This window comes from Rhizobium sp. CCGE531 (genome assembly GCF_003627795.1).
Classification (GTDB): Bacteria; Pseudomonadota; Alphaproteobacteria; order Rhizobiales; family Rhizobiaceae; genus Rhizobium.
The window spans coordinates 731,751-756,635 of sequence record NZ_CP032686.1 but is presented as its reverse complement, the minus strand read 5'-3'; the positions used below and the strand labels follow the sequence as shown (position 1 = coordinate 756,635).

General features: G+C 60.3%; 21 protein-coding genes and 1 pseudogene. 14 read left to right on the top strand and 8 right to left on the bottom strand.

The features are described 5' to 3' along the window. From repC to CCGE531_RS29750, 7 genes are all read right to left on the bottom strand, one after another. Complete coding sequence (gene repC, locus CCGE531_RS29780) at positions 1 to 1,224, bottom strand: plasmid replication protein RepC (RefSeq protein WP_120670537.1); 1,224 nt, start codon at positions 1,222 to 1,224, stop codon at positions 1 to 3. A 195-nt stretch (positions 1,225 to 1,419) separates the two neighbouring features. Then, complete coding sequence (gene repB, locus CCGE531_RS29775) at positions 1,420 to 2,448, bottom strand: plasmid partitioning protein RepB (protein ID WP_120670535.1); 1,029 nt, start codon at positions 2,446 to 2,448, stop codon at positions 1,420 to 1,422. Then, positions 2,445 to 3,668, bottom strand: a complete 1,224-nt coding sequence (repA, locus tag CCGE531_RS29770; protein ID WP_120670533.1) for a plasmid partitioning protein RepA — start codon at positions 3,666 to 3,668, stop codon at positions 2,445 to 2,447. The genes repB and repA overlap by 4 nt, the downstream gene beginning before the upstream one ends. A gap of 308 nt (positions 3,669 to 3,976) precedes the next feature. Beyond that, positions 3,977 to 4,522, bottom strand: coding sequence for a sarcosine oxidase subunit gamma family protein (locus tag CCGE531_RS29765; RefSeq protein WP_120670531.1), 546 nt, complete (start codon positions 4,520 to 4,522; stop codon positions 3,977 to 3,979). Further along, positions 4,515 to 7,445 carry a sarcosine oxidase subunit alpha family protein gene (locus tag CCGE531_RS29760; protein ID WP_120670529.1) on the bottom strand — a complete coding sequence of 977 codons (2,931 nt, stop codon included), beginning with the start codon at positions 7,443 to 7,445 and terminating at the stop codon, positions 4,515 to 4,517. The genes CCGE531_RS29765 and CCGE531_RS29760 overlap by 8 nt, the downstream gene beginning before the upstream one ends. Next, positions 7,442 to 7,720, bottom strand: a complete 279-nt coding sequence (locus CCGE531_RS29755; protein ID WP_120670527.1) for a sarcosine oxidase subunit delta — start codon at positions 7,718 to 7,720, stop codon at positions 7,442 to 7,444. Before CCGE531_RS29755 ends, CCGE531_RS29760 begins: the two co-directional genes overlap by 4 nt. A 12-nt stretch (positions 7,721 to 7,732) precedes the next feature. After that, the gene (locus CCGE531_RS29750) at positions 7,733 to 8,983 is read right to left on the bottom strand and encodes a sarcosine oxidase subunit beta family protein (protein ID WP_120670525.1); all 1,251 of its coding nucleotides are present in this window, start codon (positions 8,981 to 8,983) and stop codon (positions 7,733 to 7,735) included. Between the two features lie 88 nt (positions 8,984 to 9,071). Here CCGE531_RS29750 and CCGE531_RS29745 point away from each other — a divergent pair, with 88 nt between their 5' ends. From CCGE531_RS29745 to CCGE531_RS35270, 14 genes and pseudogenes are all read left to right on the top strand, one after another. Then, the gene (locus CCGE531_RS29745) at positions 9,072 to 10,031 is read left to right on the top strand and encodes a GlxA family transcriptional regulator (RefSeq protein WP_120670523.1); all 960 of its coding nucleotides are present in this window, start codon (positions 9,072 to 9,074) and stop codon (positions 10,029 to 10,031) included. 79 nt (positions 10,032 to 10,110) lie between these two features. Beyond that, a complete protein-coding gene (locus tag CCGE531_RS29740) occupies positions 10,111 to 10,794 on the top strand; it encodes a helix-turn-helix domain-containing protein (protein ID WP_120670520.1) in 684 nt (227 codons plus the stop codon). A gap of 93 nt (positions 10,795 to 10,887) precedes the next feature. After that, positions 10,888 to 11,796 (top strand): glutamine amidotransferase family protein, encoded by a 909-nt coding sequence (locus tag CCGE531_RS29735; protein ID WP_120670518.1) that lies wholly within the window; start codon positions 10,888 to 10,890, stop codon positions 11,794 to 11,796. 31 nt (positions 11,797 to 11,827) lie between these two features. Continuing rightward, positions 11,828 to 12,514 (top strand): GXGXG domain-containing protein, encoded by a 687-nt coding sequence (locus CCGE531_RS29730; protein ID WP_120670516.1) that lies wholly within the window; start codon positions 11,828 to 11,830, stop codon positions 12,512 to 12,514. A 15-nt stretch (positions 12,515 to 12,529) separates the two neighbouring features. After that, positions 12,530 to 13,858 (top strand): FMN-binding glutamate synthase family protein, encoded by a 1,329-nt coding sequence (locus tag CCGE531_RS29725; RefSeq protein WP_120670514.1) that lies wholly within the window; start codon positions 12,530 to 12,532, stop codon positions 13,856 to 13,858. Between the two features lie 87 nt (positions 13,859 to 13,945). Beyond that, positions 13,946 to 15,253: a type III glutamate--ammonia ligase gene (gene glnT / locus CCGE531_RS29720; protein WP_120670512.1), complete on the top strand. Its 1,308-nt coding sequence runs from the start codon at positions 13,946 to 13,948 to the stop codon at positions 15,251 to 15,253. Between the two features lie 99 nt (positions 15,254 to 15,352). Then, entirely contained in the window at positions 15,353 to 16,237 is an 885-nt protein-coding gene (purU, locus tag CCGE531_RS29715; protein WP_120662653.1) for a formyltetrahydrofolate deformylase, read from the top strand. Between the two features lie 35 nt (positions 16,238 to 16,272). Beyond that, positions 16,273 to 16,359, top strand: a pseudogene (locus CCGE531_RS34975) (bifunctional methylenetetrahydrofolate dehydrogenase/methenyltetrahydrofolate cyclohydrolase); the annotation flags it as partial. A gap of 111 nt (positions 16,360 to 16,470) precedes the next feature. Further along, a complete protein-coding gene (locus tag CCGE531_RS29710; protein WP_120670510.1) occupies positions 16,471 to 17,604 on the top strand; it encodes an aminomethyltransferase family protein in 1,134 nt (377 codons plus the stop codon). Between the two features lie 10 nt (positions 17,605 to 17,614). Continuing rightward, positions 17,615 to 18,220, top strand: a complete 606-nt coding sequence (locus CCGE531_RS29705; RefSeq protein ID WP_120670508.1) for a dimethylamine monooxygenase subunit DmmA family protein — start codon at positions 17,615 to 17,617, stop codon at positions 18,218 to 18,220. Next, positions 18,217 to 19,182 carry a PDR/VanB family oxidoreductase gene (locus CCGE531_RS29700; RefSeq protein ID WP_120670506.1) on the top strand — a complete coding sequence of 322 codons (966 nt, stop codon included), beginning with the start codon at positions 18,217 to 18,219 and terminating at the stop codon, positions 19,180 to 19,182. Before CCGE531_RS29705 ends, CCGE531_RS29700 begins: the two co-directional genes overlap by 4 nt. A gap of 29 nt (positions 19,183 to 19,211) precedes the next feature. Beyond that, the gene (locus tag CCGE531_RS29695) at positions 19,212 to 20,252 is read left to right on the top strand and encodes a DUF3445 domain-containing protein (RefSeq protein ID WP_120670504.1); all 1,041 of its coding nucleotides are present in this window, start codon (positions 19,212 to 19,214) and stop codon (positions 20,250 to 20,252) included. A 67-nt stretch (positions 20,253 to 20,319) separates the two neighbouring features. Then, positions 20,320 to 21,657 (top strand): NAD(P)/FAD-dependent oxidoreductase, encoded by a 1,338-nt coding sequence (locus tag CCGE531_RS29690; protein WP_120670502.1) that lies wholly within the window; start codon positions 20,320 to 20,322, stop codon positions 21,655 to 21,657. Positions 21,658 to 21,773: 116 nt separating this feature from the next. Then, the gene (locus CCGE531_RS35270) at positions 21,774 to 22,373 is read left to right on the top strand and encodes a PAS domain-containing protein (protein WP_120670500.1); all 600 of its coding nucleotides are present in this window, start codon (positions 21,774 to 21,776) and stop codon (positions 22,371 to 22,373) included. Here CCGE531_RS35270 and CCGE531_RS29680 read toward each other — a convergent pair. Next, positions 22,370 to 24,739, bottom strand: coding sequence for a DUF1989 domain-containing protein (locus CCGE531_RS29680; RefSeq protein WP_120670498.1), 2,370 nt, complete (start codon positions 24,737 to 24,739; stop codon positions 22,370 to 22,372). The genes CCGE531_RS35270 and CCGE531_RS29680 overlap by 4 nt on opposite strands. Positions 24,740 to 24,885 lie beyond the last annotated feature (146 nt).

Here is a 24,885-nt window from a genome sequence, read left to right as displayed (position 1 = left end):
TCATGAGGCTTTTCCCGTCACATGGTCGCCATGGCCGTTTGCCCGGAGCAAAGCCATGATTGCCGGGCCAACGGAAAACTCGCCGCGCTTCGCCTTCATCGTGAGATCCCGCAGGTAGGCGCCGGCGGAGTTGATGTGCCCCGATCGTTCAAGAATGCAGGCGACTGTCGTGGCGGCATTCTCCGGTCCCATCGCCTCGCAGGCATCCTGATAGGCCGAAGGGCTGACGCCTAGCATCGATCGAACCACGACGGCGGCAGCCATCAGCTCCCGCCAATTGCTAATGGCCCCATTTGGCCCGTAAGCAATAATCTCCGGGCAAGCTTTCAGCACCAAACCCAACGGGAACGTTCGCATCGTCTCGCTCCGCTGCTCGTTTTTCCTCTCAGGCGTCGCTCCCAGCTCTTTTCGAGAGCTTGGTTCAAGATCATTGATGGATTCGGGGTTTGAATTCTGTATATGGCGCTCATTTTGAGCAGCATTGGTGCTGTTATTTGCGATTTTCTGCTGATTTTCCAGACGGTTGACGATCTCGTTTCGCAGAAGTTCCATCTCTTCCAGGATGCCGACGACCTCTGACATCGTAGGAGAGCGCGGAATGCGCCTGACAAGGCCGATGTAGATCTCTTCGATCATTGCCCAATTGCCCGCAGCACCTTCTTCGACCGCGGCCGTAATGAGCTTTCGCACATCACGCCGGCAGATTGTCAGGCTTTCCTTGGCACGTCGGAATGCAAGGCGATCTGCTGCCACCTTCTGCGCCATGACTGCAAGTTCCTCCGCTCGCAGCAGAAGCGGCGAAATATCGAAGCCGAAAGCGTTTTCGATCTCGCCCGCTCTGTCTTTCCTCGCATAGCGTTTGCCATTGGCGCTGTCCTTCCGAACAATCAGCCCGGCCTCGACGAGGAGGGCCAGATGCCTGCGAAGCGTAGCCCCGGCGATACCATGGGCGCGCAAGGTCAGCTGGGCGTTGGAGGGAAAGACGATAAGCTGCGCGTCCTGGCGGAGCTCGTTATCGGGATAAAAGCTCAGCAATGCATCGAGCACCGCCAGGCTGCGATCCTGTAATCCCAGCAATTCCCTGGCCTCGGATGCATCCCGAAAGACCTTCCATTTGTCGGCCGTCTTGCCAGGCGCGATCTCGGCCGTGGCGACCTGCCGCCGAACCAAGGCAAGCGACATCGGCCGCCGCCCAAAGGGCGTCGTTACACTTCCATTCTGCATTTCCCTCACCTTCGCAAGGCAAAAGAAATCCGCTCACCAAAAACGATGCCAAAAACTCTTGACTGTGATTCGTGGAAATGCGATTCTTCAGTTGCTACATTGAAGAGAAGGCTTCCACGACGGCAACGTTTGGGGGCCTTTTTTCTTTTGCTAGGCTTCCTTTCCGATCTGAAAAACCCTGACACCTGTCAGGGGTTAGGCTCTTTTCCGGCGGGCGAAGCGCTCGACCAGGTCGGGCAGCTCCTCCTCGACAAATTTTATGAATTCTATTCCCAGCTTACCCTCGCCGGAGATCCGCATCTCGCGAGGCAATATCACGCACGCTCCCAGCTTCGTTCCCGACGCATCGGAAATCGGCACCTGGATATTGCGCGAACCGGAGCGGGGCTTGATCGCATTCAATGCCAGCTGGAATCTTTCGTCCGAGGTATCCTTTGCCTCACTTGCATTGGACAGGGCGGCACGCACCGCCTGCAATGCATCCTGCCGTTCAGAGACTGTCTTAGCCAGTTCCAGCCAACGAGGACGTCCGATCTTCGGCGCCCTGCCGATCGCTTCGATCACATCGGCGGGGACCGCTCGATAGACGCTGCGCATCCGCGCAAGCTCCGCGTCCTCGATCGACAGCGCCGCATAGATGTGCCGCGCCTTGATGCCGGCATCGTCCATGCGCGAGGCGAACAAGGCGCGCTCGATCCACGTCAGATCCTGCCTGCTGGCATTCTCAATGCCCTGCGCGAGAACGAGATCGAGATCCGAAATCTCGACTTCTATTGCACGGACACTACGGCCAAGCTCGAGAGCAGCCCGCCATCTGCGATGACCATAGACCACCTGATATCGATCGGCCGAGGAGGGATGCCGCCGGACCTGGATCGGAATCTTCTGGCCTTCCTCCTCGATCGAGCGCTTGAATCTCTCGAAATCATGCGGATGGTCGTCTGGAAGACGATCCGGATAGGGGGATGGATCGATGATTTGAGGATCCAGATCCTGAACCCAGCCTTCGCCGGATTCGACGATGGCGCGCAGCCGGTCACGTTCCGCGCGAATGTCGCCAATCGCGCGGTGTGCGGCGCCGATGACGCCTGCGCCGACACGACCCGGCTGCGCCGCAGGGGCAGGGAGATGCGAAGGCTGTTCAGCAGCAGTCTCGCTGCTTTCCAGTTCGGCGGAAAGAAGGCCGAAACTTGCAACGATGGATTTCCTCGAGCCTTTGCTCATCCACGCCCCCAACTTGTGTTGATGAGTTGAACGATCGCCTCGTTGACCGCATCGACGGCCTCGCGCGCGCGCTTCTGCGTATCGCGGCCGATCTGGCCCATTTCGAGTTCGTAGACGGAGCGCTTGGCGAGACCGGCAGCTTCGACGGCGGTGCTTTCGATCGCCGTCGGCAACAGGACGTCGGAGCCGAACAGATGGCGCAGCATTGCAACCACCTGTGACTGCGGCGCATCGTTCGGATCGTGGCGCGTGACCAGATAGCGAATGAAATCCTGGTCGAGCTGGGCGCCGCTTTCATTGAGCACGCTGATCAGATCGCCCATCATCAGGAGGAATTGGCTCATCGATGCCACGTCGAGCATGGCGGGATGCACCGTGATGATCATGCTTGTCGCCGCGTAGATCGCGCTCAGCGTCAGGAAGCCGAGCGAGGGAGGCGTATCCAGGATAACGATATCGTAATCTGCTTCGACCTCGGCAAGCGCAAGCTTGAGCCGCTCGAAAAAGATGGCGCCGGAACCCGATTTCTGGGCCAGAACACGAGGGGTCTCATGTTCATATTCCATGACCTCCAGATTGCCCGGAATGAGGTCGATGCCGTCGAAATAGGTCTTGCGGATGATCTCGCGGATCGGGCGTCTCTCGGCCTGGTCATATCTCAAGGCCGCATAGATGGTCTCGTTTGCCCCAACATCAACTTCAGGCTGCGCTCCGAACATGGCCGAAAGCGACGCCTGGGGATCGAGGTCGAGCGCAAGCACTCGATAGCCGTGAAGTGCGAGGTAGTGGGCAAGATGAACGGAGGTGGTCGTCTTGGCGCTTCCGCCCTTGAAATTGGCGATCGCCAGCACCTGAAGATGTTCGCCCGGACGGCGGCGCGGCAGGAAGCGCAGGGCATCCGACGGCTTCTGCTTCGCAAACAGCTCGCGCAATTCATTGATCTGTGCGAGCGTGTAGACCCGGTGATTGTTTTCCAACCGGCTGGGCGCAGGGCCTCGTCCTTCGCTCGACATCAGTTTCAGGGTCGAATCCGGGATCGATGTCAGCTTGGACACTTCGTTGGTCAGGAACTGCCGGAGTATTTTTTCGGACTTCGGCGGATACATCCGAGTTCTGAGCTGCTGTAGCTGGCCAGACAGCAGATTTGCATGGCGGGCAATTTTGCCGCCTGCATCTTCCTTGGAAGGAGCTATCGTCTCCGTGCGCTCTGCTATCGCCATTTGTCCCTCTTGGCGGCCTAATGCCGGTTTGCCGACCTATGCCCGACAAAAGATAGAACACGATTCTGTCAGACCGTCCAGAGATTAAGGCGTAATGACTGATCAGCGTATGACGAAATCATATCAGGCTGAAAACATTTATCTATCTGATTTTGTTATATTTTCTTCATTACATCGCAACAGTTGCCCGATGCGGTTACTCACACTTTTGGTAGCAAACTGCGAGATATGACTGAACAAACAACGCTTTCGGCATTGGTGCGGCGGCATGGCTGAAGCGAATCACTGCCGTCGGCGGGCGAGGCCATTCAGGATGCGAGATGCTCAGCGCCATGGGCAACAGCCAGTGCCTCGAGCTCCTCGTGGAGCGATTCCGCAAAGCTGCGCAGCACCGTCAGCTCGAAATCATCCGCGCCGGTGCGCGTGAGCTGCATCGAGATATGACCAAAGAGCGTCATCGCCGTGCTTCCTTCGGGGAAGGCTGATGGATGCAGATCGACGGCGGTGCCTTTGTTGAGCACTTGAGCGGCATTGAGGCCCGAGACGCGGATACGGATACGGCCGTGGCTCTGGTCGGAGATGAAGGCGCGGCCCGCAAGCGCCTCGGTCAACGCCCGCAGGTGCATAGCGGAGAGCCGATCATTGCCGGCGACGAACCATTGCCGGTATCCGGCCGGACGCACGGAGCTTGCCTTGAGGCCGGTGCCAAGAAGATGCGCCTTGATCTCCTCTGTCGTGGCCGCGCCCATCACATGCAGGAGATGCCCCTCGGGCAGGGCTTCCAGCCGGATAGTCTCGCCACCCAAAGCGGCCTTGCCGGCAAGGGCCGGTCTATATATGGGCAAATCAGGCATGGAGCTTCTCGTTCTGAGGGTCGATGAAGACGGGGCTGCAGATCACCGCATCCGTGTACTCGTTTCTGAGGCCATTCCAGACAATGATCTTCTCGCCGATGCGCTCCGGTCCGTTCTTGACCAGGGCCAGCCCGATCGTATGGCCGAGGTTCGGCGAAAAGGCGCTTGACGTGACATAGCCCTGGTCGTTTTCGAGCGTCGCCGCCGCGCCCTGCGCCAGGATATGGGCGCCGGTGCGGAAACTTGTGGCCGGATCCAGCGGCTTGATGCCAACGAGGCGCGGACGATCGGCGGCTTGAAGCCCCTCGCGGGCGAGCATCGCCTTGCCGATGAAATCGGGCTTCGTCGTCGAAACCATCCGGGCAAAGCCGAGATCGCCTGTTGTCACCGTGCCATTGATCTCGGCATGGGTAACGTGGCCCTTTTCGATGCGCAGGACGCCGAGCGCTTCGGCACCATAGGCGCAGATCTCATGCTTCTGACCCGCCTGCATGATGGCATCGGCGACGAACTCGCCATAGGCGGCGGGCACGCCAAGCTCATAGGCGAGCTCGCCGGAAAAGGATATGCGAAAGAGCCGGCCTTCGAGCTTGCCGCCGAACAGTGAAATCGTGCGTGCGCTCATGAACGGGAAGGCCGCGTCGGATATGTCCTCGTCGACGATCTCGGAGAGGATTGCACGTGATTTCGGGCCGGCGACCGCCATCTGCGCCCATTGGTCGGTCGAGGAGGCAAAATAGACCTCCAGTTCGGGCCATAGCGTCTGGGCACAGAATTCCAGATGCGTCAGCACGCCGGCAGCGAGCGCCGTCGTCGTGGTCATGAAGAAATGCTCATCGCTCAGTCGGCTGGTGGTGCCGTCGTCATAGATCATGCCATCTTCGCGCAGCATGATGCCGTAGCGCGCCTTGCCGACGGGCAGCTTGGCGAAACCGTTGCAATAGATCCGGTCGAGGAAGGTCGCGGCATCCTTGCCGAAGATCTCGATCTTGCCGAGCGTCGAGACATCGCAGATGCCGGCATTCTTTCGGATGTTCAAGACTTCGCGATCCACACTTTCGCGCCACGTCTTCTCGCCCTCGAGCGGAAACCAGGAGGACCGATACCAGAGGCCGGTCTCCACGAAGATCGCGCCATTCTTTTTCGCCCACTCGTGCAAAGGTGATTTGCGCGCGGGCTGGAAATGCTTAGCCCGCGAGGTACCCGTCAGCGCGCCGAACGAGACGGGCGTGTAGAAGGGCCGGAACGTCGTGGTTCCCACTTCGGCCGGCGAGGCGCCACGGGCCTCGGCAAGGATTCCAATGGCGTTGATATTGGAGAGCTTGCCCTGGTCCGTCGCCATGCCGTTGGTCGTATAGCGCTTGGCAAGTTCGACATCGCCGTAGCCCTCGCGCACGGCAAGGCCGAGATCCTTGAGGTGCACGTCGTTCTGATAGTCGACGAAGGCTTTGCCCTTGCCACCTTTAACGAACCAGAGGGGGGACGCCGTCGGCTGCGTGCCTTCCGCCGGTGCGAAAGCCGGCTCGACCCTGGCAAAGCCTACCCCCTCCAGCGCCTCCGCCGCCTTACGCGCGCCATCGCCAAGGCAGGCCTCGGTGGAGGCAAGACCTGTAGCAGCACCTGCGATCGACAATCCCTCCTGCCTTTCCGGGCCTAAGAAGGCGGCATGCTTGTCGGACCAGATCGGCTTGGCGCCGCGATGGCAGGCAAGGTGAATGATCGGGCTCCAGCCGCCTGACAAGGCCAGAGCATCGGCGTCGACATGCTGCATGCCCGACGCGCTCGCAATGCTGACTCGACGCAGCTGCTTTCCGCCAAGCGCATCGACAATGCATGCGCCGGTCAGGACCTGTGCCTTGCCGCTCCAGTGTTCGCTATTGGCACGCGTATCGACGATGGCAGCCACCTCGACGCCTGCAGCCTCGAGGTCGGCAGCGGTCCGGTAGCCGGAATTGTTGGTCGTGAAGACTACGGTGCGCTTGCCGGGAGCGACGGCTTGCCGGTTCAGATAGCTGCGCATGGCGCTTGCCATCATGACGCCTGGAATGTCGTTGCCGCCGAAAACGAGCGGCCGCTCCTCGGCGCCGGTCGCAAGGATCGCCTGCTTGGCGATGATGCGCCAGAGGCGTTCGACCGGCTGGCGTGGATCGGGCGCTGCCACATGCTTCTGGACGCGTTCAACCGCACCGAAGACATTGTCGTCGTACCAGCCGATAACAGTCGTGCGCGGCAGGCATTGCACGTTCGACAAACCGTTAAGTTCGTCCAGAATTTCCTTGAGGGACGAGCTGCGCTCAGCAAGCAAACTGCCCCCGAGAGCGAAGCCTTCGTCCGCGAGGAGAACGCGCGCTCCGGCACGTCCCGCCGTCAGCGCCGCAGCAAGGCCAGCAGGTCCAGCGCCAATGACGAGCAGATCGCAATGTGCCCAGCATTTCTCGTAGGAATCGGGATCGATCTCGTAGGATGCTTTTCCGAGGCCCGCAGCCTTGTGGATCAACGGCTCGTAGACCTTCTCCCAGAAAGCGGCGGGCCACATGAAGGTCTTATAGTAGAAACCGGCACTTAAGAAAGGCGAGAGCAGCCCGTTGAGGGCGCCGACGTCGAAGGCGAGCGAGGGCCAGCGGTTCTGACTGCGCGCGACCAGCCCGTCATGGAGCTCGATCATCGTGGCGCGGCTGTTGGCTTCCGTTCGGCCACCGGTCCCAGTCGTGACCAGCGCATTGGGTTCGGCAGCACCGGCCGTCAGGATGCCGCGCGGGCGGTGATATTTGAAGCTGCGCCCGACAAGCTGGATGCCGTTGGCAAGCAGGGCGGAGGCGAGCGTATCGCCGGGATGACCGGTCGAGTCTTGGCCGTCGAAGCTGAAGCCGATGGTCCGCGAGCGGTCGACCCGGCCACCGGAGGAGAGGCGATAGCTGCTCACGCTCCACCTCCGAGCTTGGCAAGCGCCGCATCGCTGACGCCATGGACCTTATGCGTAACCGTATCGCGCTCGACGATCAGCCAGCGGCGGCAGCCGGAGGAATGGTGCCAATATTCCTTGTGCAGCCCTTTCGGATTGCCACGCAGATAAACGTAATCATACCAGTCTTCCTCACCGGCATCCGCGGTAGGGCGGCTGATACTTGCATCGCCCTTGACGGTGAATTCTTCCTTTGGGCGGGTGCCGCAATGAGGGCAGGAAATCAGGCTTGCCATGTCGTCATGTCCTCAATGCAGGTTCGGCTGCGCGCCGACGCCTTTTTCATCGATCTGGTAGCCGCGTTGGAACCGGTCGAGCCGCAATTGCCTTGCCGTCTCATGCGGCTCGTTGCGGGCGATCAGATGGGCGTAGCAGTAGCCCGACGCCGGTGTCGCCTTGAAGCCGCCGTAGCACCAGCCGGCGTTGAGATAGAGATTGTCGATATGGGTCCGGTCGATGATCGGAGAACCATCCATGCTCATATCCATGACGCCGCCCCAGCTGCGCAGGTAGCGCACACGCGTCAGCGCCGGGATCATCGCCACGCCCGCTTCCGCAACATGCTCGACGGTCGCAAGATTGCCGCGCTGGGCATAGGAATTGTAGCCGTCAATATCGCCGCCGAAGACGAGGCCGCCCTTGTCGGATTGCGAGACATAGAAATGCCCGGCGCCGAAGGTGACGACGCAATCGATGAACGGCTTCAATCCTTCCGAGACGAAGGCCTGCAGCACATGGCTTTCGATCGGCAGGCGCAGGCCCGCCATGTCGGCGACAACGGTGGAATTGCCTGCGGCCGCAAGCGCCAGCTTGCCGCAACCGATGAAGCCCTTGGTGGTCTCGACGCCCAGGACATGGCCATTGTCGGTGCGGATGCCGGTCACTTCGCAGCCGGTAATGATGTCCACGCCACGGCTGTCGGCGCCGCGCGCATAACCCCATGCAACGGCGTCGTGGCGAACCGTGCCGCCGCGCTGCTGCAATAGGCCGCCCATGATCGGGAAGCGGGCGTTTTCAAAATCGAGAAAAGGCAGCTTCTTGCGAACAGCCTCGCGATCAAGCAATTCGGCATCGACGCCGTGCAGGCGCATGGCATTGCCGCGCCGCATATAGGCATCGCGCTGCGCATCCGAATGGAAGAGATTGAGCACGCCGCGCTGCGAGACCATGGCGTTGAAATTGAAATCCTGCTCCAGCCCTTCCCAAAGCTTCATCGAGAGCTCGTAGAATGGGTTGTTGCCGGGCAACAGGTAGTTCGAGCGGATGATCGTCGTATTGCGGCCGATATTGCCTGAACCAAGATAGCCCTTTTCCAGCACCGCAACGTTGGTGATGCCGAAGGTCTTGGCAAGATAATAGGCGGTCGCCAGCCCATGGCCGCCGCCACCGACGATAATGACGTCATAATGCGGTTTCGGTTGCGGCTGACGCCAGGCGGGCGCCCAGCCGGTGTTGCCGCGAAGCCCATTGAGGAAAACAGAGAAAGCCGAATAGCGCATGGTTCGATCCGCTTTGAATTGCACCCATGATGACAGAGTGAAAATTGTCGACTTGCCCAATTAGGACCTATTTCGATAGAAAGGGGACATGGCCCCAATCGATGCAAGAAATACCCAGACCATCGGCTTCATATTGATCCCTGGATTTGCGCTGATGTCCTACGCTTCGGTGAGCGAGCCGCTGCGCGCCGCCAATCTTCTGGCCGGGCGTGAAATCTATCGATTGTCGACGTTCTCGCCGGACGGCACTCCGGCGGTATCATCGGGCGGCGTGCCAGTGCCGAGCGAGCCTCTTCCGGGTCGCGGGTCTGGCCTCGGCACGGTCTTTGTCTGCGCCGGCGGATCGCCGCGGGACTGGCACTATCCCACCGTTCTCGCCTGCCTTCGCCAACTGGCGCGCGAGGGCGTCCGCATCGGCGGGATTTCCGGCGGTCCCTATCTGCTTGCCGCCGCCGGTCTTCTTTCCGAGCGCGATTTCACCATTCATTGGGAGCATGCGCCGGCCTTGCTGGAAGCCTTTCCGGCGCTTTCGCCGCGCCAGGCACGTTTCGTCATCGACGGCAATCGAATTACTTGCGGCGGCGGCGTTGCGCCGCTCGACATGATGCATGTCTTGATATCAGAGCGCATGGGCGGCGATTTTGCCCGGCGCGTCAGCGACTGGTATCTGCACACCGAAGTCGGCGAGCCGACGGCACCGCAGCGCGGTTCGCTCGCCGAGCGTTATGGCGTTCACCACCCGGGTTTGCTGAGCGTGCTCGAAAAAATGGAAGAGACGATCGAGATGCCGCTCGACCGTGCCGCCATGGCGCGGATTGCCGGCGTCACGCCGCGTCATCTCGACCGGCTGTTCGCCGCGCATCTCGGCGCGACATTCCTGGAGCAATATCGGCTGATACGGCTACAACATGCCCGGCGGCTCCTGGAGCAGAGCCCGCTTTCAATTTCCGAAATCGCCATCGCCACCGGCTTTTCCAGCGGCGCGCATTTCTCCAGGGCGTACCGCTCTCTTTATGGCATCGCACCCGGCGACACCCGTCGCGCCTGATTTTCGTCGCAGTTGAGAAAATTTCACTGGGAGGATAGAGTCCTTCTCAGCAAGCCCGGCCGGCAAAAAAGGATATAGAATGAAAACCAAGGCAGACAAAACATCGGCCGACGAGCAATCCCACGCAGGGCGGTCGGCTTTTTTGCAGAATCCGCATGCGGTTCGCGAACCGAAGGAAAACAATCTCGAAATGGCGATCGGCCACGAGGTTCGCGCCTATCGCAAGAAGCTCGGCATCACAGTGACGGATCTGGCGGCCGCGACCGGCATCTCGCTCGGAATGCTGTCGAAGATCGAGAACGGCAATATCTCGCCGTCGCTGACGACGCTGCAGTCGCTTTCGCGCGCGCTCGGCGTGCCGCTGACGGCCTTTTTTCGTCGCTACGAAGAGCCGCGCAATGCTGTTTTCGTCAAGGCCGGCCAGGGTGTCGAACTGGAGCGCCGCGGCACGCGTGCCGGCCATCAGTATAACCTCCTCGGCCATATCGACAATAATTCGAGCGGTGTCATCGTCGAACCCTATCTCATCACCTTGACGGTGGATTCAGACGTCTTCCCGACATTCCAGCATGAGGGCATGGAGTTCCTTTATATGCTCGAAGGCGAGGTGATGTACCGCCATGGCGATCAGCTCTACCCCATGCAGCCCGGCGACAGCCTCTTCTTCGATGCGGATGCGCCGCATGGACCGGAAGTGCTGGTGAAATTACCGGCGAAATATCTGTCGATCATCAGTTATCCGCAACGCGGCAAGACCGACTGACTTGCCTTAAAAGAAAAAAATATTCTTTTGAGTTGAAAACCCGCATCGGACCTGATAGCCATTTTTGCAGATGCGAAAACGGAGGGTTTGGGCATGTGCGGAATTGTCGGTCTCTTCTTGAAGGATAAGGCGCTGGAGCCGAAGCTCGGCGCGCTCTTGTCTTCCATGCTGATCACGATGACCGATCGCGGACCTGATAGCGCGGGCATTGCGATCTACGGCAGCGATAATGGCAACACGGCGAAGATAACCGTTCAGTCGGCCGATCCGGCAAAGGATTTCGACGGGCTGGAATATGAGCTCAGACGGGCGCTCGACGTTCCGTTGACCGTGGTCGTCAAGAGCACACATGCCGTCATCACTCTTCCCAAGGACAAGCTTGATGAGGGCAGGGCGGCCCTGACGGCATTGCGTCCGAATATCCGTGTCATGAGCAGCGGTGATACCGTCGAGATCTACAAGGAAGTCGGCTTGCCGAAGGATGTGGTCTCGCGCTTTGGCGTCAGCGCCATGTCCGGCACGCACGGCATCGGCCATACCCGCATGGCGACGGAATCGGCCGTGACCACGCTCGGAGCGCATCCGTTCTCCACCGGCTCGGACCAGTGCCTGGTCCATAACGGATCGCTGTCGAACCACAACAACCTGCGGCGCGAATTGAAGCGCCAGGGCATGGCCTTCGAGACGGAAAACGATACCGAAGTGGCGGCCGCCTATCTCACGGCCGAGATGGCAAAAGGCAAGGATCTCGGGGCGGCACTCGAAAGCGCGGTCGACGATCTCGACGGCTTCTTCACTTTCGTCGTCGGCACCAAGTCCGGTTTCGGCGTCGTTCGCGATCCCATCGCCTGCAAGCCGGCGGTCATGGCGGAAACCGATCAATATGTCGCCTTCGGCTCGGAATATCGCGCGCTGGTCAATCTCCCGGGCATCGAGAACGCCCGCATCTGGGAGCCCGAGCCGGCAACCGTCTATTTCTGGGACCACGAAAAGGCCGCCTGATCAGGTTTGTCGCAATCGAGAGAGTTCTTTCATGCCAGTTTTCGACCTATCCGTTACACCGCTACGTGAACTCAACAGCGCACTCCATGGCCTTGCGGCAGGCGCCAACGACACGGCCTTCGAAGTCGTCAACCCGCGTGGTCATCATGCGGTGGCAGCCGGCATCGACGCGCGGGTCACCGTCGATATCAAAGGCTCCGTCGGCTATTACTGCGCCGGCATGAACGACGGCGGCAATGTCACCGTGCATGGCTCCGCCGGCCCGGGCGTTGCGGAAAACATGATGTCCGGCACCGTCGTCATCGAAGGCGATGCCAGCCAGTATGCCGGAGCGACCGGCCAGGGCGGCATGCTCGTCATCAAGGGCAATGCCGCCTCACGCTGCGGCATTTCGATGAAGGGCATCGACATCGTCGTCTACGGCAATATCGGCCATATGTCCGCCTTCATGGGGCAGTCCGGCCATCTGGTCGTGCTTGGCGATGCTGGCGATGCGCTGGGCGACAGTCTTTATGAGGCCAAACTCTTCGTTCGCGGTTCGGTCAAAAGCCTGGGCTCCGATTGCATCGAAAAAGAGATGCGACCGGAGCATATCGAGAAGCTCTCCGAGCTTCTCGACAAGGCAGGCGTGCGCGGCGTCAGGCCGGAAGAATTCAAGCGCTATGGATCGGCGCGCAAGCTTTATAATTTCAACATCGACAATGCCGATGCGTACTAAGGCGAAGGGGACCTCATGAGCTACCACAATCCGCATACGCCGCCGCGCAAGTCCGCCACCTTCGACGATCATACGCTGGCCGAAATCCGCCGTGCGGCGGCGACCGGCATTTATGACATTCGCGGCGCGGGCACGAAGCGCAAGGTGCCGCATTTCGACGACCTGCTGTTCCTCGGCGCGTCGATCTCCCGCTATCCGCTCGAAGGCTATCGCGAGAAGTGCGATACGACGGTCGTCCTCGGCAGCCGCTTTGCCAAGAAGCCGATCACGCTCAAAACCCCGATCACCATTGCCGGCATGAGCTTCGGCGCCTTGTCGGGCAATGCCAAGGAAGCGCTCGGGCGTGGCGCGACGCTGGCAGGAACGTCGACGACGACCGGCGACGGTGGCATGACCGACGAGGAACGCGGCCATTCGCAGACGCTGGTCTATCAGTATCTTCCCTCGCGCTATGGCATGAACCCTAGGGATCTGCGCCGCGCCGATGCGATCGAGGTGGTCGTCGGGCAGGGCGCAAAGCCCGGCGGCGGCGGCATGCTGCTCGGCCAGAAGATCTCCGATCGCGTCGCCCATATGCGCAATCTGCCGAAAGGCATCGACCAGCGCTCGGCCTGCCGTCATCCGGACTGGACCGGTCCGGACGATCTCGAAATCAAGATCATGGAATTGCGCGAAATCACCGATTGGGAAAAGCCGATCTATGTGAAGGTCGGCGGCGCTCGCCCCTATTACGACACGGCGCTCGCGGTCAAGGCCGGTGCCGACGTTGTCGTCCTCGACGGCATGCAGGGCGGCACGGCTGCAACCCAGGACGTTTTCATCGAAAATGTCGGCATGCCGACGCTTGCATGCATTCGTCCCGCCGTCCAGGCGCTGCAGGATCTTGGCATGCACCGCAAGGTGCAGTTGGTCATCTCCGGCGGCATTCGCTCCGGCGCGGATGTGGCCAAGGCTCTGGCACTCGGCGCGGATGCGGTTGCCATCGGCACGGCGGCGCTGGTTGCGATCGGTGACAACGATCCCAAGTGGGAGGAAGAGTATCAGAAACTCGGCACGACGGCCGGCGCCTATGACGATTGGCATGAGGGCAAGGACCCGGCCGGGATCACGACGCAGGACCCGGAGCTCGCAAGCCGGCTCGATCCCATTGCCGCTGGCCGACGCCTTGCCAATTATCTCAAGGTCATGACGCTGGAAGCGCAGACGATCGCCCGCGCTTGTGGCAAGAATCACCTGCACAACCTGGAACCGGAGGATCTGTGTGCGCTGACGATGGAAGCTGCCGCCATGGCGCAGATCCCGCTCGCCGGCACCAATTGGTATCCGGGCAAGGGAGGCTACTAATTATCTGACCTATCCGATCGGGCCGAAGAGCCCGGCGGCTACTTGCATATATCGAAGTGTCTCGAAGAAATCCAAAGGGGAACGAGAATGACACTGGATCTTGCTGCTTTTGCCAAAGACAAAGGCATCAAATATTTCATGATCAGCTACACCGATCTTTTTTCCGGCCAGCGTGCCAAATTGGTGCCGGCCCAGGCGATTGCCGGGATGCAGGAAGATGGCGCCGGCTTTGCCGGCTTCGCCACCTGGCTCGACATGACGCCCGCCCATCCGGACCTCTTTGCCGTGCCGGACCCATCCTCTGTCATCCAGCTCCCATGGAAGAAAGAGGTTGCCTGGGTCGCCGCCGATTTGATGATGGATGGCGAGATCGTCGCCCAGGCGCCGCGCAACGTGCTGAAGAAGCTGGTCAAGCAGGCTGAAGCCGAAGGCAAGCGGGTCAAGACCGGCGTCGAAGCCGAATTCTTCCTGATAACCGCCGACGGCGCGAAGATTTCCGACGAATACGACACGGCGGAAAAGCCCTGCTACGACCAGCAGGCAGTGATGCGCCGCTACGACGTCATCGCCGAGATCTGCGACTACATGCTGGAACTCGGCTGGGGCGCCTATCAGAACGACCACGAAGACGCCAATGGCCAGTTCGAGATGAACTGGGAGTTCGACGACGCGCTGCAGACGGCGGACAAGCACTCGTTCTTCAAGTTCATGGTCAAGTCTATTGCCGAAAAGCACGGGCTTCGCGCCACCTTCATGCCAAAACCCTTCAAGGGTCTGACCGGCAACGGCTGCCATTGCCACATCTCGGTGTGGAGCAACGACGGACGGACCAACGTCTTTGCCGACAGGGAAGCGGAATTCGGTCTTTCGGCCGAAGGCAGGCACTTCCTCGGCGGCATCATGAAGCACGCCTCGTCGCTGGCGGCGATCACCAATCCGACAGTCAATTCCTATAAGCGCATCAATGCACCGCGCACGACGTCCGGCGCCACTTGGTCGCCGAATACGGTCACCTGGACCGGCAACAACCGCACCCACATGGTGCGCGTACCGGGTCCCGGCCGCTTCGAGCTCCGCTTGCCCGATGGCGCGGTCAATCCGTATCTGCTGCAGGCCATTATCATCGCCGCCGGCCTCGACGGGCTGCGCAACAAGGCCGATCCCGGCCCGCATCACGATATCGATATGTATGCGCAAGGCCACCTGGTGAAGAATGCGCCGCGCCTGCCGCTCAACCTGCTCGATGCGCTCCGGGCCTATGACGAGGACGAAGGCCTGAAGGAGGCAATCGGCTCGGAATTCTCCGCCGCGTATCTGAAGCTCAAGCATCAGGAATGGAACGCTTACTGCTCGCACTTCACCCAGTGGGAGCGCGACAGCACGCTCGATATCTGAATGCAGAGCGAACAAATGCCTGAATTGACGCATGCGCCGGAGCGGGATGCTTCGGCGCAACGGCAGGTTTTTGGCCGGAGACGGCGGAGGAAGATCACCATGACGAGCTATGTACTGACAGTTGCGTGCAAGTCGACGCGCGGGATCGTTGCGGCGATATCGAACTATCTCGCTGAGCAAGGCTGCAACATCGTCGATTCCAGCCAGTTCGACGATCTCGACACCGGCATGTTCTTCATGCGCGTCTCCTTCATCTCCGAGGAAGGCGTCGGCGAGGCCGCCCTGGTCGAAGGCTTCAAGCCGATCGCCGACAAGTTTGCCATGGTTTCAGAGATCCATGACAGCAAGAAGCGCATGAAGGTGCTGTTGATGGTGTCGCGCTTCGGCCATTGCCTCAACGACCTGCTCTATCGCTGGAAGATCGGCGCCCTGCCGATCGACATCGTCGGCGTCGTCTCCAACCATTTCGACTACCAGAAGGTCGTCGTCAATCACGACATTCCCTTCCACCATATTCCGGTGACCAAGGCCAACAAGCCGCAGGCCGAAGCCCGGATCATGGATGTGGTCGAGCAGACCGGCACCGAGCTCATCGTGCTCGCCCGCTACATGCAGATCCTGTCGGACCAGATGTGCAGCAAGATGTCGGGCCGCATCATCAACATCCACCATTCCTTCCTGCCGTCCTTCAAGGGGGCGAACCCCTACAAGCAGGCCTATGAGCGCGGCGTCAAGCTGATCGGGGCGACGGCGCATTACGTCACCGCCGATCTCGACGAGGGTCCGATCATCGAGCAGGACACGGCCCGCATCACCCATGCGCAGTCGGCCGACGATTACGTCTCGATCGGCCGCGATGTGGAGAGCCAGGTGCTGGCCCGCGCCATCCATGCGCATATCCATTTCCGCACCTTCCTCAACGGCAACCGCACCGTCGTCTTCCCGGCAAGCCCAGGGTCCTACGCATCCGAACGCATGGGGTGAGCGATGGGAAGAAGGCGGCGGCTCCGGCGATAGATGTCGGACCAATGACGATCGCCATGCCGACGGCCAATACCGTCATCGCGGCTCATCGTGCGGCGGGCAGAAAGCCGCCGAAGTTTTGAACGAAATGCCGTCTGGAGGGTGAGAAAAACACTTCGGATCGGCTTGCCAAGGCATGAAAGACGACTATAGTCAGGAAATAAATATTCCATAGAAGAAAAAGAGGGAACGAAATGGCATTATCATGGCGTTTCTCCGCCTTGGCGGACCGGCACCGTGCTCTCGGATCGAAACTCGAGGACTGGAGCGGCATGGGAACCGCCTGGACCTATGAAAAAGACATGTCGCAGGAACATGTCGCGATCCGCACCAAGGCCGGCATCATGGACGTTTCCGGCCTCAAGAAGGTGCATCTCGTCGGGCCGCATGCCATCGCCGTGCTCGACTATATCACCACCCGCGACATGTCGAAGATCTATCCCGGCCGCTCAGTCTATGCCGCGATGCTGAACGACCGTGGCACCTTCACCGACGACTGCATCGTCTACCGCACCGGCCCGAATTCCTGGATGCTGGTGCATGGTTCGGGCTCCGGCCATGAGGAACTCGTGAAGCAGGCCGCCGGCCGCAACTGTGCCGTCCTCTTTGACGACGATCTGCACGACCTGTCGCTGCAAGGACCCGTCGCGGTTGATTATCTCGCCAAATACGTGCCCGGCATCCGCGACCTCAAATATTTCCATCACATGCAGACGACGCTGTTCGGCGCGCCCGTGATGATCTCGCGCACCGGCTATACCGGCGAGCGCGGCTATGAAATCTTCGTGCGCGGCCAGGATGCCCCGATGGTCTGGGATCGCATCGTGGCGGAAGGCAAGGAGATGGGGATCATTCCCTGCTGCTTCAGCGTGCTCGACATGCTGCGTGTCGAAAGCTATCTGCTCTTCTACCCCTATGATAACTCGCAGATGTATCCTTTCGCGGATCAGCCTCCGGGCGACAGCCTGTGGGAACTCGGCCTCGACTTCACCGTCAGCCCCGGCAAGACCGGGTTCAGAGGCGCCGAGGAACATGCCCGCCTCAAGGGCAAGGAGCGTTTCAAGATATTCGGCATGCTGATCGATGCCGATGGTCCGGCAGAGCTGGGCGACGAGGTCTTTGCAGAGGGCAAAAAGGTCGGGGTCATCACCTGCCCCTGTTATTCTGCGCTCACCAAGAAATCGATGGCGATCGCTCGTCTTGATGTCGACAAGGCGGTTCAGGGCACGAAGCTCGAGGTGCGTGGCAAGAGCTTGAAGGCAAGCGCGATCGCCCATACGCTGCCGTTCGACGATCCGGAGAAGAAGAAGAGGACGGCCATCGGCTAAGGAGGCGCTCATGCTTGTCGAAGGCATCAAGAGCCGACCGGTTTACCGTGGTCTTGCAATCCAGCCGCATGCCCGTCGGCACCTCTTCGTTCTCGAAGGAGAGGGTGCCCATGCCCTCCTCGATCATCAATCCGTGCTTGATGACACGATCCTGACGCGCAGCGAAATCCTCTATGTCGCGCGCGGCTCGCAAGGCAGGGGTCATGACGAGACTTTGCGCAACCTCGGTGCCGACATGTTTTTCACGGCGCCGACCATCGCAACGCTGCTGTTTCGTCTCAGAGGTTCGCTCTCGACTGCTCATATGGGCACGCGGCTTTACATTGCCGGCACGGAAGGCTTCATCGGTCAGGCGATGATGGTGGCGCTCGACCATGGCATGGATCATGCCTCGATCATCTCGGAGCATCGCGGCTCCCTAGCGCGCCGCGTGCAGTGCGTACACTGCAAGGGTATCACGGAAGACGTTACCCATAGTCCGTTCACCTGCAGCCATTGCGGGCTTCCACTTCTGGTGCGCGATCACTATTCGCGTCGCCTCGGCGCCTTTCAGGGCGTCAATATCGATGCGGAAGAGCCCGGCAGCGCGCCCGATCCAGAGGAGTTGTTCCTGTGAGCGGTGGTACACAAATTCCAGTTCGCGTTGCGAAGGTCACTCCCATTGCCGAGCGCATCAAGCGTTTTCGCTTCGAGCGCCTGGACGGCAAGCCGATGCCTTATTTCTCCGGCGGCGCGCATGTGATCGTCTCGATGAACGACGAAGGGCACATGCGGCGCAATGCCTATTCGCTGATGTCACCGCCGCATGATTGTTCGGCCTATGAGATCAGCGTGTTGCGCGTCGAGGATTCGCGCGGTGGCTCTGCCTTCATGCATGAGAAGGTCAGCGAAGGCGACGAGCTCAAGGTGAGCTATCCCGTCAATCTCTTCCAGCCGGACTGGCGCGGCCGCAAGCATCTGCTGATCGCCGGCGGCATCGGCATCACACCCTTCATCGCCATGATGCAGCAGTTTTCCCGCGAGGGTGCCAATTTCGAGCTGCATTATGCCGTGCGCTCGCTCGATCGCGGCGCCTATTGCCGCGAGCTTGTCGAACAATATGGCTCCCAGCGGGTGAAGATCTATTGCGATGCCGATCGCAACTTTATTCCCGTCGCCCGTCTCCTCGAAAGCCAGCCGCTCGGCACGCATCTCTACGTCTGTGGTCCCTCAGGCATGATCGACGGCGTATTGAGGACGGGTATCGAAGCCGGCTGGCCGGAACAGAACCTGCATTCGGAACGATTCCTGTCGTCGCAGCCCGGAAAACCGTTCTCGATCGAGCTGACACGCTCCAGCAAGACTGTTCATGTCGGCCATCACGAGAGCATGCTGGAGGCGATCGAGGCAGCCGGCGTCGATGCGCCTTTCCTCTGTCGCGGCGGCGCCTGCGGACAATGCGAGACGGGTGTTGCCGCCTGCAACGGTAGGCTCCTACACAATGACGTCTATCTGACCGACGAAGAAAAGGCTTCCGGCCGAAAGGTGATGATCTGCGTTTCCCGTTTCGAGGGAAGCGCGCTGCATCTCGACCTTTAAGCATCCAGCCGATACCCAGGAGAACGGACATGGCAATCGCCTTCAAGCAGGAAACGTTCAGGGACGATTTTAGCTATCGCAACAGTCCGGAAAACATCCGGCGCTTTCCGTTCCCGTTCGACCGCGACGAATACATGTATTCCGTCAACATGGAACCGCATGTGAAGGGGCAGAAGAACACGGTCTACGAAAGCCTCATCGACGTCGATGAGCACTACGTCGCCGAAATGCGCGACCGGGCGCTGGTGCTGAAGGAGGATCCGCTGCGCTATCAGGCGCTGCCGCACATGATGACGGCGCAATGGGATACGCTGGAGCTCTTGATGGAAGAGCAGGCCGCCGGCTACCCGGAGCATTTCACGCTCACCAAGAACGGCGACCAGTGGCGCTGGATCAACCGTCCCCTAGGCATCGACGACATGTTTACCTTCGGCGATGCGTCGACCTTGCCCTACGAGCCTTTCGAATACATCGCGCGCCAGGCGCAGGGCGATTTCTGCATTGTCGACCAGCGCGATGGCAATCTCTGGATGGATGCCGGCATGGTGACGACCCAGGCCGACTGGTCGCTCGATTTCGATATCGGTATGAACTTTATGGAGTGGCACGGGCCGGTGCCGCTCGCCCACCAGATCGGCGTCTTCGACCGCGCGCTGAAGTTCCTCTTGAACCTGCAGCAGGGCAAGCCGACGCGCCGGTTCAACTGGACGATGACGATCAATCCCCGCCTCGACACCAGCCCCGAGAATTATCCGAAATGGGGTCCTGATCGCACGACGGTGACGCCGGAGAATGTCGGCGAAAAGGTGCATCTGCGCGTCGAGCTGCAGAGCCTATGGCGCCTGCCGCGCTCGAACGCTATCCTCTTCGTCATCCGCTGCTATTTGATGAACATGAACGAGCTTGTCACCGTGCCGAAATGGGCGCGCCGCTTCCCACGTGTGCTGCGCACCCTGCCGCCGGAGCTCATCGACTACAAGGGCCTGACGCGCTTCCGCCAGACTACGATCGACTGGCTTTCGCAATATGACGACGGGGCGCCGACCAGCCCCGGCATTTTCCCGGATTGATGCCGGACGCCATGCCAAACAGTGCCTGCCATAAGAACTTCGATACAATCGAGAAGGGGAATGCGACATGACACGAGTTGCCGTTATCGGTGCCGGCCCTTCGGGCCTTGCCCAGTTGAGGGCCTTTCAATCGGCCGCAAAGAAGGGTGCTGATATCCCGGAAGTCGTCTGCTTTGAAAAGCAGGCGGATTGGGGCGGCCTTTGGAACTATACCTGGCGTACAGGCCTCGATGAATATGGCGAGCCGGTCCATGGCAGCATGTATCGCTATCTTTGGTCGAACGGCCCGAAGGAATGCCTGGAATTCGCCGACTATTCCTTCGAAGAGCATTTCGGCAAGCCGATCGCCTCCTATCCGCCGCGCGCCGTGCTCTGGGACTATATCAAGGGGCGCGTCGAAAAGGCCGATGTGCGCAAATGGGTGCGTTTCAGCACGCCCGTGCGCATGGTGCATTTCGACGGCGTCACCAGGAAGTTCACGGTAACCGCGCACGACCGCACCCAGGACCGGATGTATGACGAGGAATTCGACTATGTCGTCGTTGCCTCGGGCCACTTCTCGACGCCGCATGTGCCCTATTTCGAGGGTGTCAAAACCTTCAACGGCCGCGTCCTACACGCCCATGATTTCCGCGATGCGGTGGAGTTCAAAGGCAAGGACGTGCTGCTCGTCGGCCGCAGCTATTCAGCCGAGGATATTGGCTCGCAATGCTGGAAATACGGCGCGAAATCGGTCACGACGAGCTACCGCTCCAAGCCGATGGGCTTCAAATGGCCTGATAATTTCGAGGAACGCCCGTTGCTGACGCGGCTGGAGAACAAGACGGCCTATTTCCTCGACGGGTCATCGAAGGATGTCGACGCACTGATCCTCTGCACCGGCTATCAGCATCATTTCCCCTTCCTGCCTGACGATCTCCGCCTGAAGACGGCCAATCGCCTCTGGGCCGACCATCTCTACAAGGGCGTGATCTTCGACAAGAACCCACAGCTCTTCTACATCGGCATGCAGGATCAGTTCTATACCTTCAACATGTTCGACGTGCAGGCCTGGTGGGCGCGCGATGTCATGATGGGCCGCATCAAGCTGCCGCCGGAAGAAGAGCTGCAGGCAAACTTCGACAAATGGCGCGCCCGCGAGGAAACGCTCGAGGATGCCGAGCAGATGATCTGGTACCAGGGCGACTATGTGAAGGAGCTGCTTGCGGAAACCGATTATCCGAGCTTCGACATCGAAGGCACGAACAAGACCTTCATGGAATGGGAGCACCACAAGGGCGAGAACATCATGGGCTTCCGCGACCACGCCTATCGCTCGCTGATGACCGGCAACATGTCGCCGAAACATCATACGCCCTGGGTCGATGCGCTTGATGACTCGATGGAGGAATATCTGCGCAACTGATGCACCCACATGTTCTCGCGTAAACCGGCAGGGGAGGCTCGAGCCAGCCCTTGCCGGCCTATTTGAGTTGAGACGAAGCAATGTGATCAGCAACGTTTTCTTCGGGTACGGCCTCAATGGATTTTCAAACCAGCATTCTTGGCCGGATGGCCGGCTTTCTCTACCGTTGCCGTGCAGACGAAAACTATACGATGCTTGACATGACGGATGGCGTCGAGCGCATTTTCGGCTATCCCGCCGACGAGATCATCGGCAACCGCGCGCGGACCTTTACCTCCATCATGCACGAGGAGGATGTTCCGCTGATGGATGAGCTTGTCGGCAAGGCTTTGGAAAGCCGCGCCGACTGGACGATGGAATATCGCATCCGCCACCACGACGGACATCTCATCTGGGTGACGGAGACCGGTGGCGGCGTATGGGACGAGGCAGGGGAATTGCTCTATCTCGAAGGCAGTATCATCAACATCGAGTCACTCTATCAGCGCCTCGACGAGCAAACCTCGGGCATGCGGATCACGGCATCGAAGACCAATGAGATCCTGCAGTCGCTGCGCTACCTGAAGCTGCTTGCCGTCAATGCCGGCATCGAGGCGGCAAGAGCTGGCACGGCCGGATCGGGTTTTGCCGTCCTGGCGGCGGAGATGCGCACGCTTGCCAACTCCTCGGAAGAGGCAGCACGCGCGATCTCGGCCGCGCAGCGTAAAGCAGATTAGGAACGCGGCCGCGTCTTTTGCGGGTCGTAATGCGAGAGCGGCACGATGACGGCGGGAAGCCGTTTCTGCTGACCATCGAGTTTGCCGATCTCGACCCTGGTGCCGACGCCAGCATGCGTGACGTCGACACGGGCGAGCGCGATCGTCTTGCCGAGGATGGGTGAGCGGGTGGCGCTGGTAATCACGCCGATCTGCGCGCGGCCGATATGGATGCAATCGCCATGTCCGACGGCTTCATTGGCTTCGATATCGAGCCCGACCATCAGGTGACGCGGATTTTCCTTTCGCCGAAGCAATGCCTCGCGGCCGATGAAATCGTCCGGCTTGGATTTCAATGGGACGGTGAAGCCGATGCCGGCCTCGAAGGGATCGGTCTGATCGTCGAATTCATGATGGGCAAAGATGAGCCCTGCTTCGATGCGCACCATGTCCAATGCCTCGAGGCCCATCGGCTTCAGCCCATATGGCTCGCCGGCTTTCCACACGGCATCGAAGACGGTGGCCGCATCCTTCGGATGGCAAAAGATTTCATAGCCGAGTTCCCCGGTATAGCCGGTGCGCGAGACGACGACAGGAGCGCCCTCGAATGTGCCGATGCGGCCGACGGCAAAGCGAAACCATTCCAGTTCGCCGATGGTCGGCTGGCGCGGCGCCGTCCAGATGATCTCCTTGAGGATATCTCGGCTCTTCGGGCCCTGCAGGGCGATATTGTGCATCTGGTCGGTGGATGAGCGAACCCAGGCCTTGAAGCCTTTTTTCTCGGCCTGCTCGCGCAGCCAGACACCGCTATAGTCATCGCCGCCGATCCAGCGGAAGTTCTTGTCGCCGAGGCGGAACAGCGTGCCGTCGTCGATCATGCCGCCATGCTCGTAGCACATGGCGGAATAGACCACCTGGCCCGTCGATAGCTTGCGCACGTCGCGGTTCAGGCAATATTGCAGCAGTTCTTCCGCATCCGGCCCTGTGACCTCGAACTTGCGAAGCGGCGAGAGGTCCATCACCACGGCGCGTTCACGACAGGCCCAGTATTCCTCGACCGGCCCCTCCGAGGAGAAACGGTTCGGCAGCCAATAGCCGCGATACTCGGTGTAGTCGCGCGTCAAGGCGGAGAGGCGCGGGTGGAACGCGGTTTCCCGCGTCAGTTCAGGGTCGGCGTCTGGGGTCATGCGATAGGCCACCGCTCGTGTGAATTTCTCTTTGCCGGAAAAGGTGCGGACATGAATGTCCGTCGGGTCCCAGCCGTTGGCCGCGTCGATATCGTCGGGGCAGGAGGAGGAAACGCAGACGAGATCCGTCAGTGCCCGCATCAGGACGTAATCGCCCGGCCGCGACCAGGGCTCGTCGAGATAGAGCTGGTTATTGTGATCGATATTGGTGTTGTAGAAGTAGTTCAGCGCTTCCCAGCCCTTGCGGCCGGCAATGCCATAGGGTGCGAGCGCCGCATTGAAATTGTCGGTGCAGTTCACATGGCCGGGGTAGCCCATGTCGTCATAGTAGCGGGAATTGCAGGCCGTGGCGAAGGCATCATGCCGGCCGACCGTGTCCTGCACGATCTCTATAAGAGGCTCGAAATCGCGATCGAAAGCCTTGGAGGGAAGGCCGGGTGTCGGATAGCTGCGGCCGAGCAGGGTGCGGGTGACAGTGGAATCGAGCGCGAGATCAAGCCCCTTGTCGACCTTGCGGGCGGAAAAGGCCTGAAAATCGGTGCATTGTCGGCCATAGACATCGATGATCTGGATATATTCGCCGGCGCGAACGAAATAGGCCGATGCCGTCGCCGCCCTGATGCGAATATCTTCGATCGGATCGGCGAGGGGTTCCGGCAGCGCGGAGGTGTAGTCCCGGATGATCGTCGCCCGGCGGATTCTGATTTCCACGGGCGTCGCCGTATCCTGTGCCTCCGGCGACATAGCCGTTCCCGGCGCGCAAGCGACAAGCAGGCCTTTGAGAGCGACGGTGAATTCCGCCGTGCTGCCTGCCGGTGACGATGCGCCGAAGAGGCGCAGTGCCGCCGCGGACGCCAGATCGGCTCCACGCCGTTCCAGCGCTACCTTCACGCGGGAAGCGCTTTCATTCCCGGATGCAAGGATGGCCTTCAGGCCCGCCGCCTCACCGCTGAATGCTGTTCCCAGGCCAGCGGATCGAAAGCGGCCCTCCTCATCCAGAAAGGTCAGCTCGCAGACCTGGCCGCCTTCGCTATCCGTCAGCATGATAAGATCGCCGGGCTCGACACGTATGGCCAGCGACCCACCACCCTTGCAGCGATAGCGCTCGGTGTCGCGCGGCAGCGCCGGAATGCCCGGATAGCGAATGATGCTCGCCGAGATGGGCCTTATTCCGGCGGTTGACGGGTGGAGATCTCGCATAGAGCCCTCTCGGGAAATGGGGTGCATCGAGGCACCGGAATCATGCTGACAAAATGACGGCGGAAAGTAAAGGCATGTTGACTAAAAAGAAAATATCTTCACTATGTATAAAGGGCATGCATCTGGAAACCCGCGCACAGACTCGG

Excerpts from the sequence above, each read along its gene's own strand:
- repC (WP_120670537.1), bottom strand. The coding sequence starts at position 1,224 with ATGCAGAATGGAAGTGTAACGACGCCCTTTGGGCGGCGGCCGATGTCG.
- repB (WP_120670535.1), bottom strand. The coding sequence starts at position 2,448 with ATGAGCAAAGGCTCGAGGAAATCCATCGTTGCAAGTTTCGGCCTTCTT.
- repA (WP_120670533.1), bottom strand. The coding sequence starts at position 3,668 with ATGGCGATAGCAGAGCGCACGGAGACGATAGCTCCTTCCAAGGAAGAT.
- CCGE531_RS29765 (WP_120670531.1), bottom strand. The coding sequence starts at position 4,522 with ATGCCTGATTTGCCCATATATAGACCGGCCCTTGCCGGCAAGGCCGCT.
- CCGE531_RS29755 (WP_120670527.1), bottom strand. The coding sequence starts at position 7,720 with ATGGCAAGCCTGATTTCCTGCCCTCATTGCGGCACCCGCCCAAAGGAA.
- CCGE531_RS29750 (WP_120670525.1), bottom strand. The coding sequence starts at position 8,983 with ATGCGCTATTCGGCTTTCTCTGTTTTCCTCAATGGGCTTCGCGGCAAC.
- CCGE531_RS29745 (WP_120670523.1), top strand. The coding sequence starts at position 9,072 with ATGGCCCCAATCGATGCAAGAAATACCCAGACCATCGGCTTCATATTG.
- CCGE531_RS29740 (WP_120670520.1), top strand. The coding sequence starts at position 10,111 with ATGAAAACCAAGGCAGACAAAACATCGGCCGACGAGCAATCCCACGCA.
- CCGE531_RS29735 (WP_120670518.1), top strand. The coding sequence starts at position 10,888 with ATGTGCGGAATTGTCGGTCTCTTCTTGAAGGATAAGGCGCTGGAGCCG.
- CCGE531_RS29730 (WP_120670516.1), top strand. The coding sequence starts at position 11,828 with ATGCCAGTTTTCGACCTATCCGTTACACCGCTACGTGAACTCAACAGC.
- CCGE531_RS29725 (WP_120670514.1), top strand. The coding sequence starts at position 12,530 with ATGAGCTACCACAATCCGCATACGCCGCCGCGCAAGTCCGCCACCTTC.
- glnT (WP_120670512.1), top strand. The coding sequence starts at position 13,946 with ATGACACTGGATCTTGCTGCTTTTGCCAAAGACAAAGGCATCAAATAT.
- purU (WP_120662653.1), top strand. The coding sequence starts at position 15,353 with ATGACGAGCTATGTACTGACAGTTGCGTGCAAGTCGACGCGCGGGATC.
- CCGE531_RS29710 (WP_120670510.1), top strand. The coding sequence starts at position 16,471 with ATGGCATTATCATGGCGTTTCTCCGCCTTGGCGGACCGGCACCGTGCT.
- CCGE531_RS29705 (WP_120670508.1), top strand. The coding sequence starts at position 17,615 with ATGCTTGTCGAAGGCATCAAGAGCCGACCGGTTTACCGTGGTCTTGCA.
- CCGE531_RS29695 (WP_120670504.1), top strand. The coding sequence starts at position 19,212 with ATGGCAATCGCCTTCAAGCAGGAAACGTTCAGGGACGATTTTAGCTAT.
- CCGE531_RS29690 (WP_120670502.1), top strand. The coding sequence starts at position 20,320 with ATGACACGAGTTGCCGTTATCGGTGCCGGCCCTTCGGGCCTTGCCCAG.
- CCGE531_RS35270 (WP_120670500.1), top strand. The coding sequence starts at position 21,774 with ATGGATTTTCAAACCAGCATTCTTGGCCGGATGGCCGGCTTTCTCTAC.
- CCGE531_RS29680 (WP_120670498.1), bottom strand. The coding sequence starts at position 24,739 with ATGCGAGATCTCCACCCGTCAACCGCCGGAATAAGGCCCATCTCGGCG.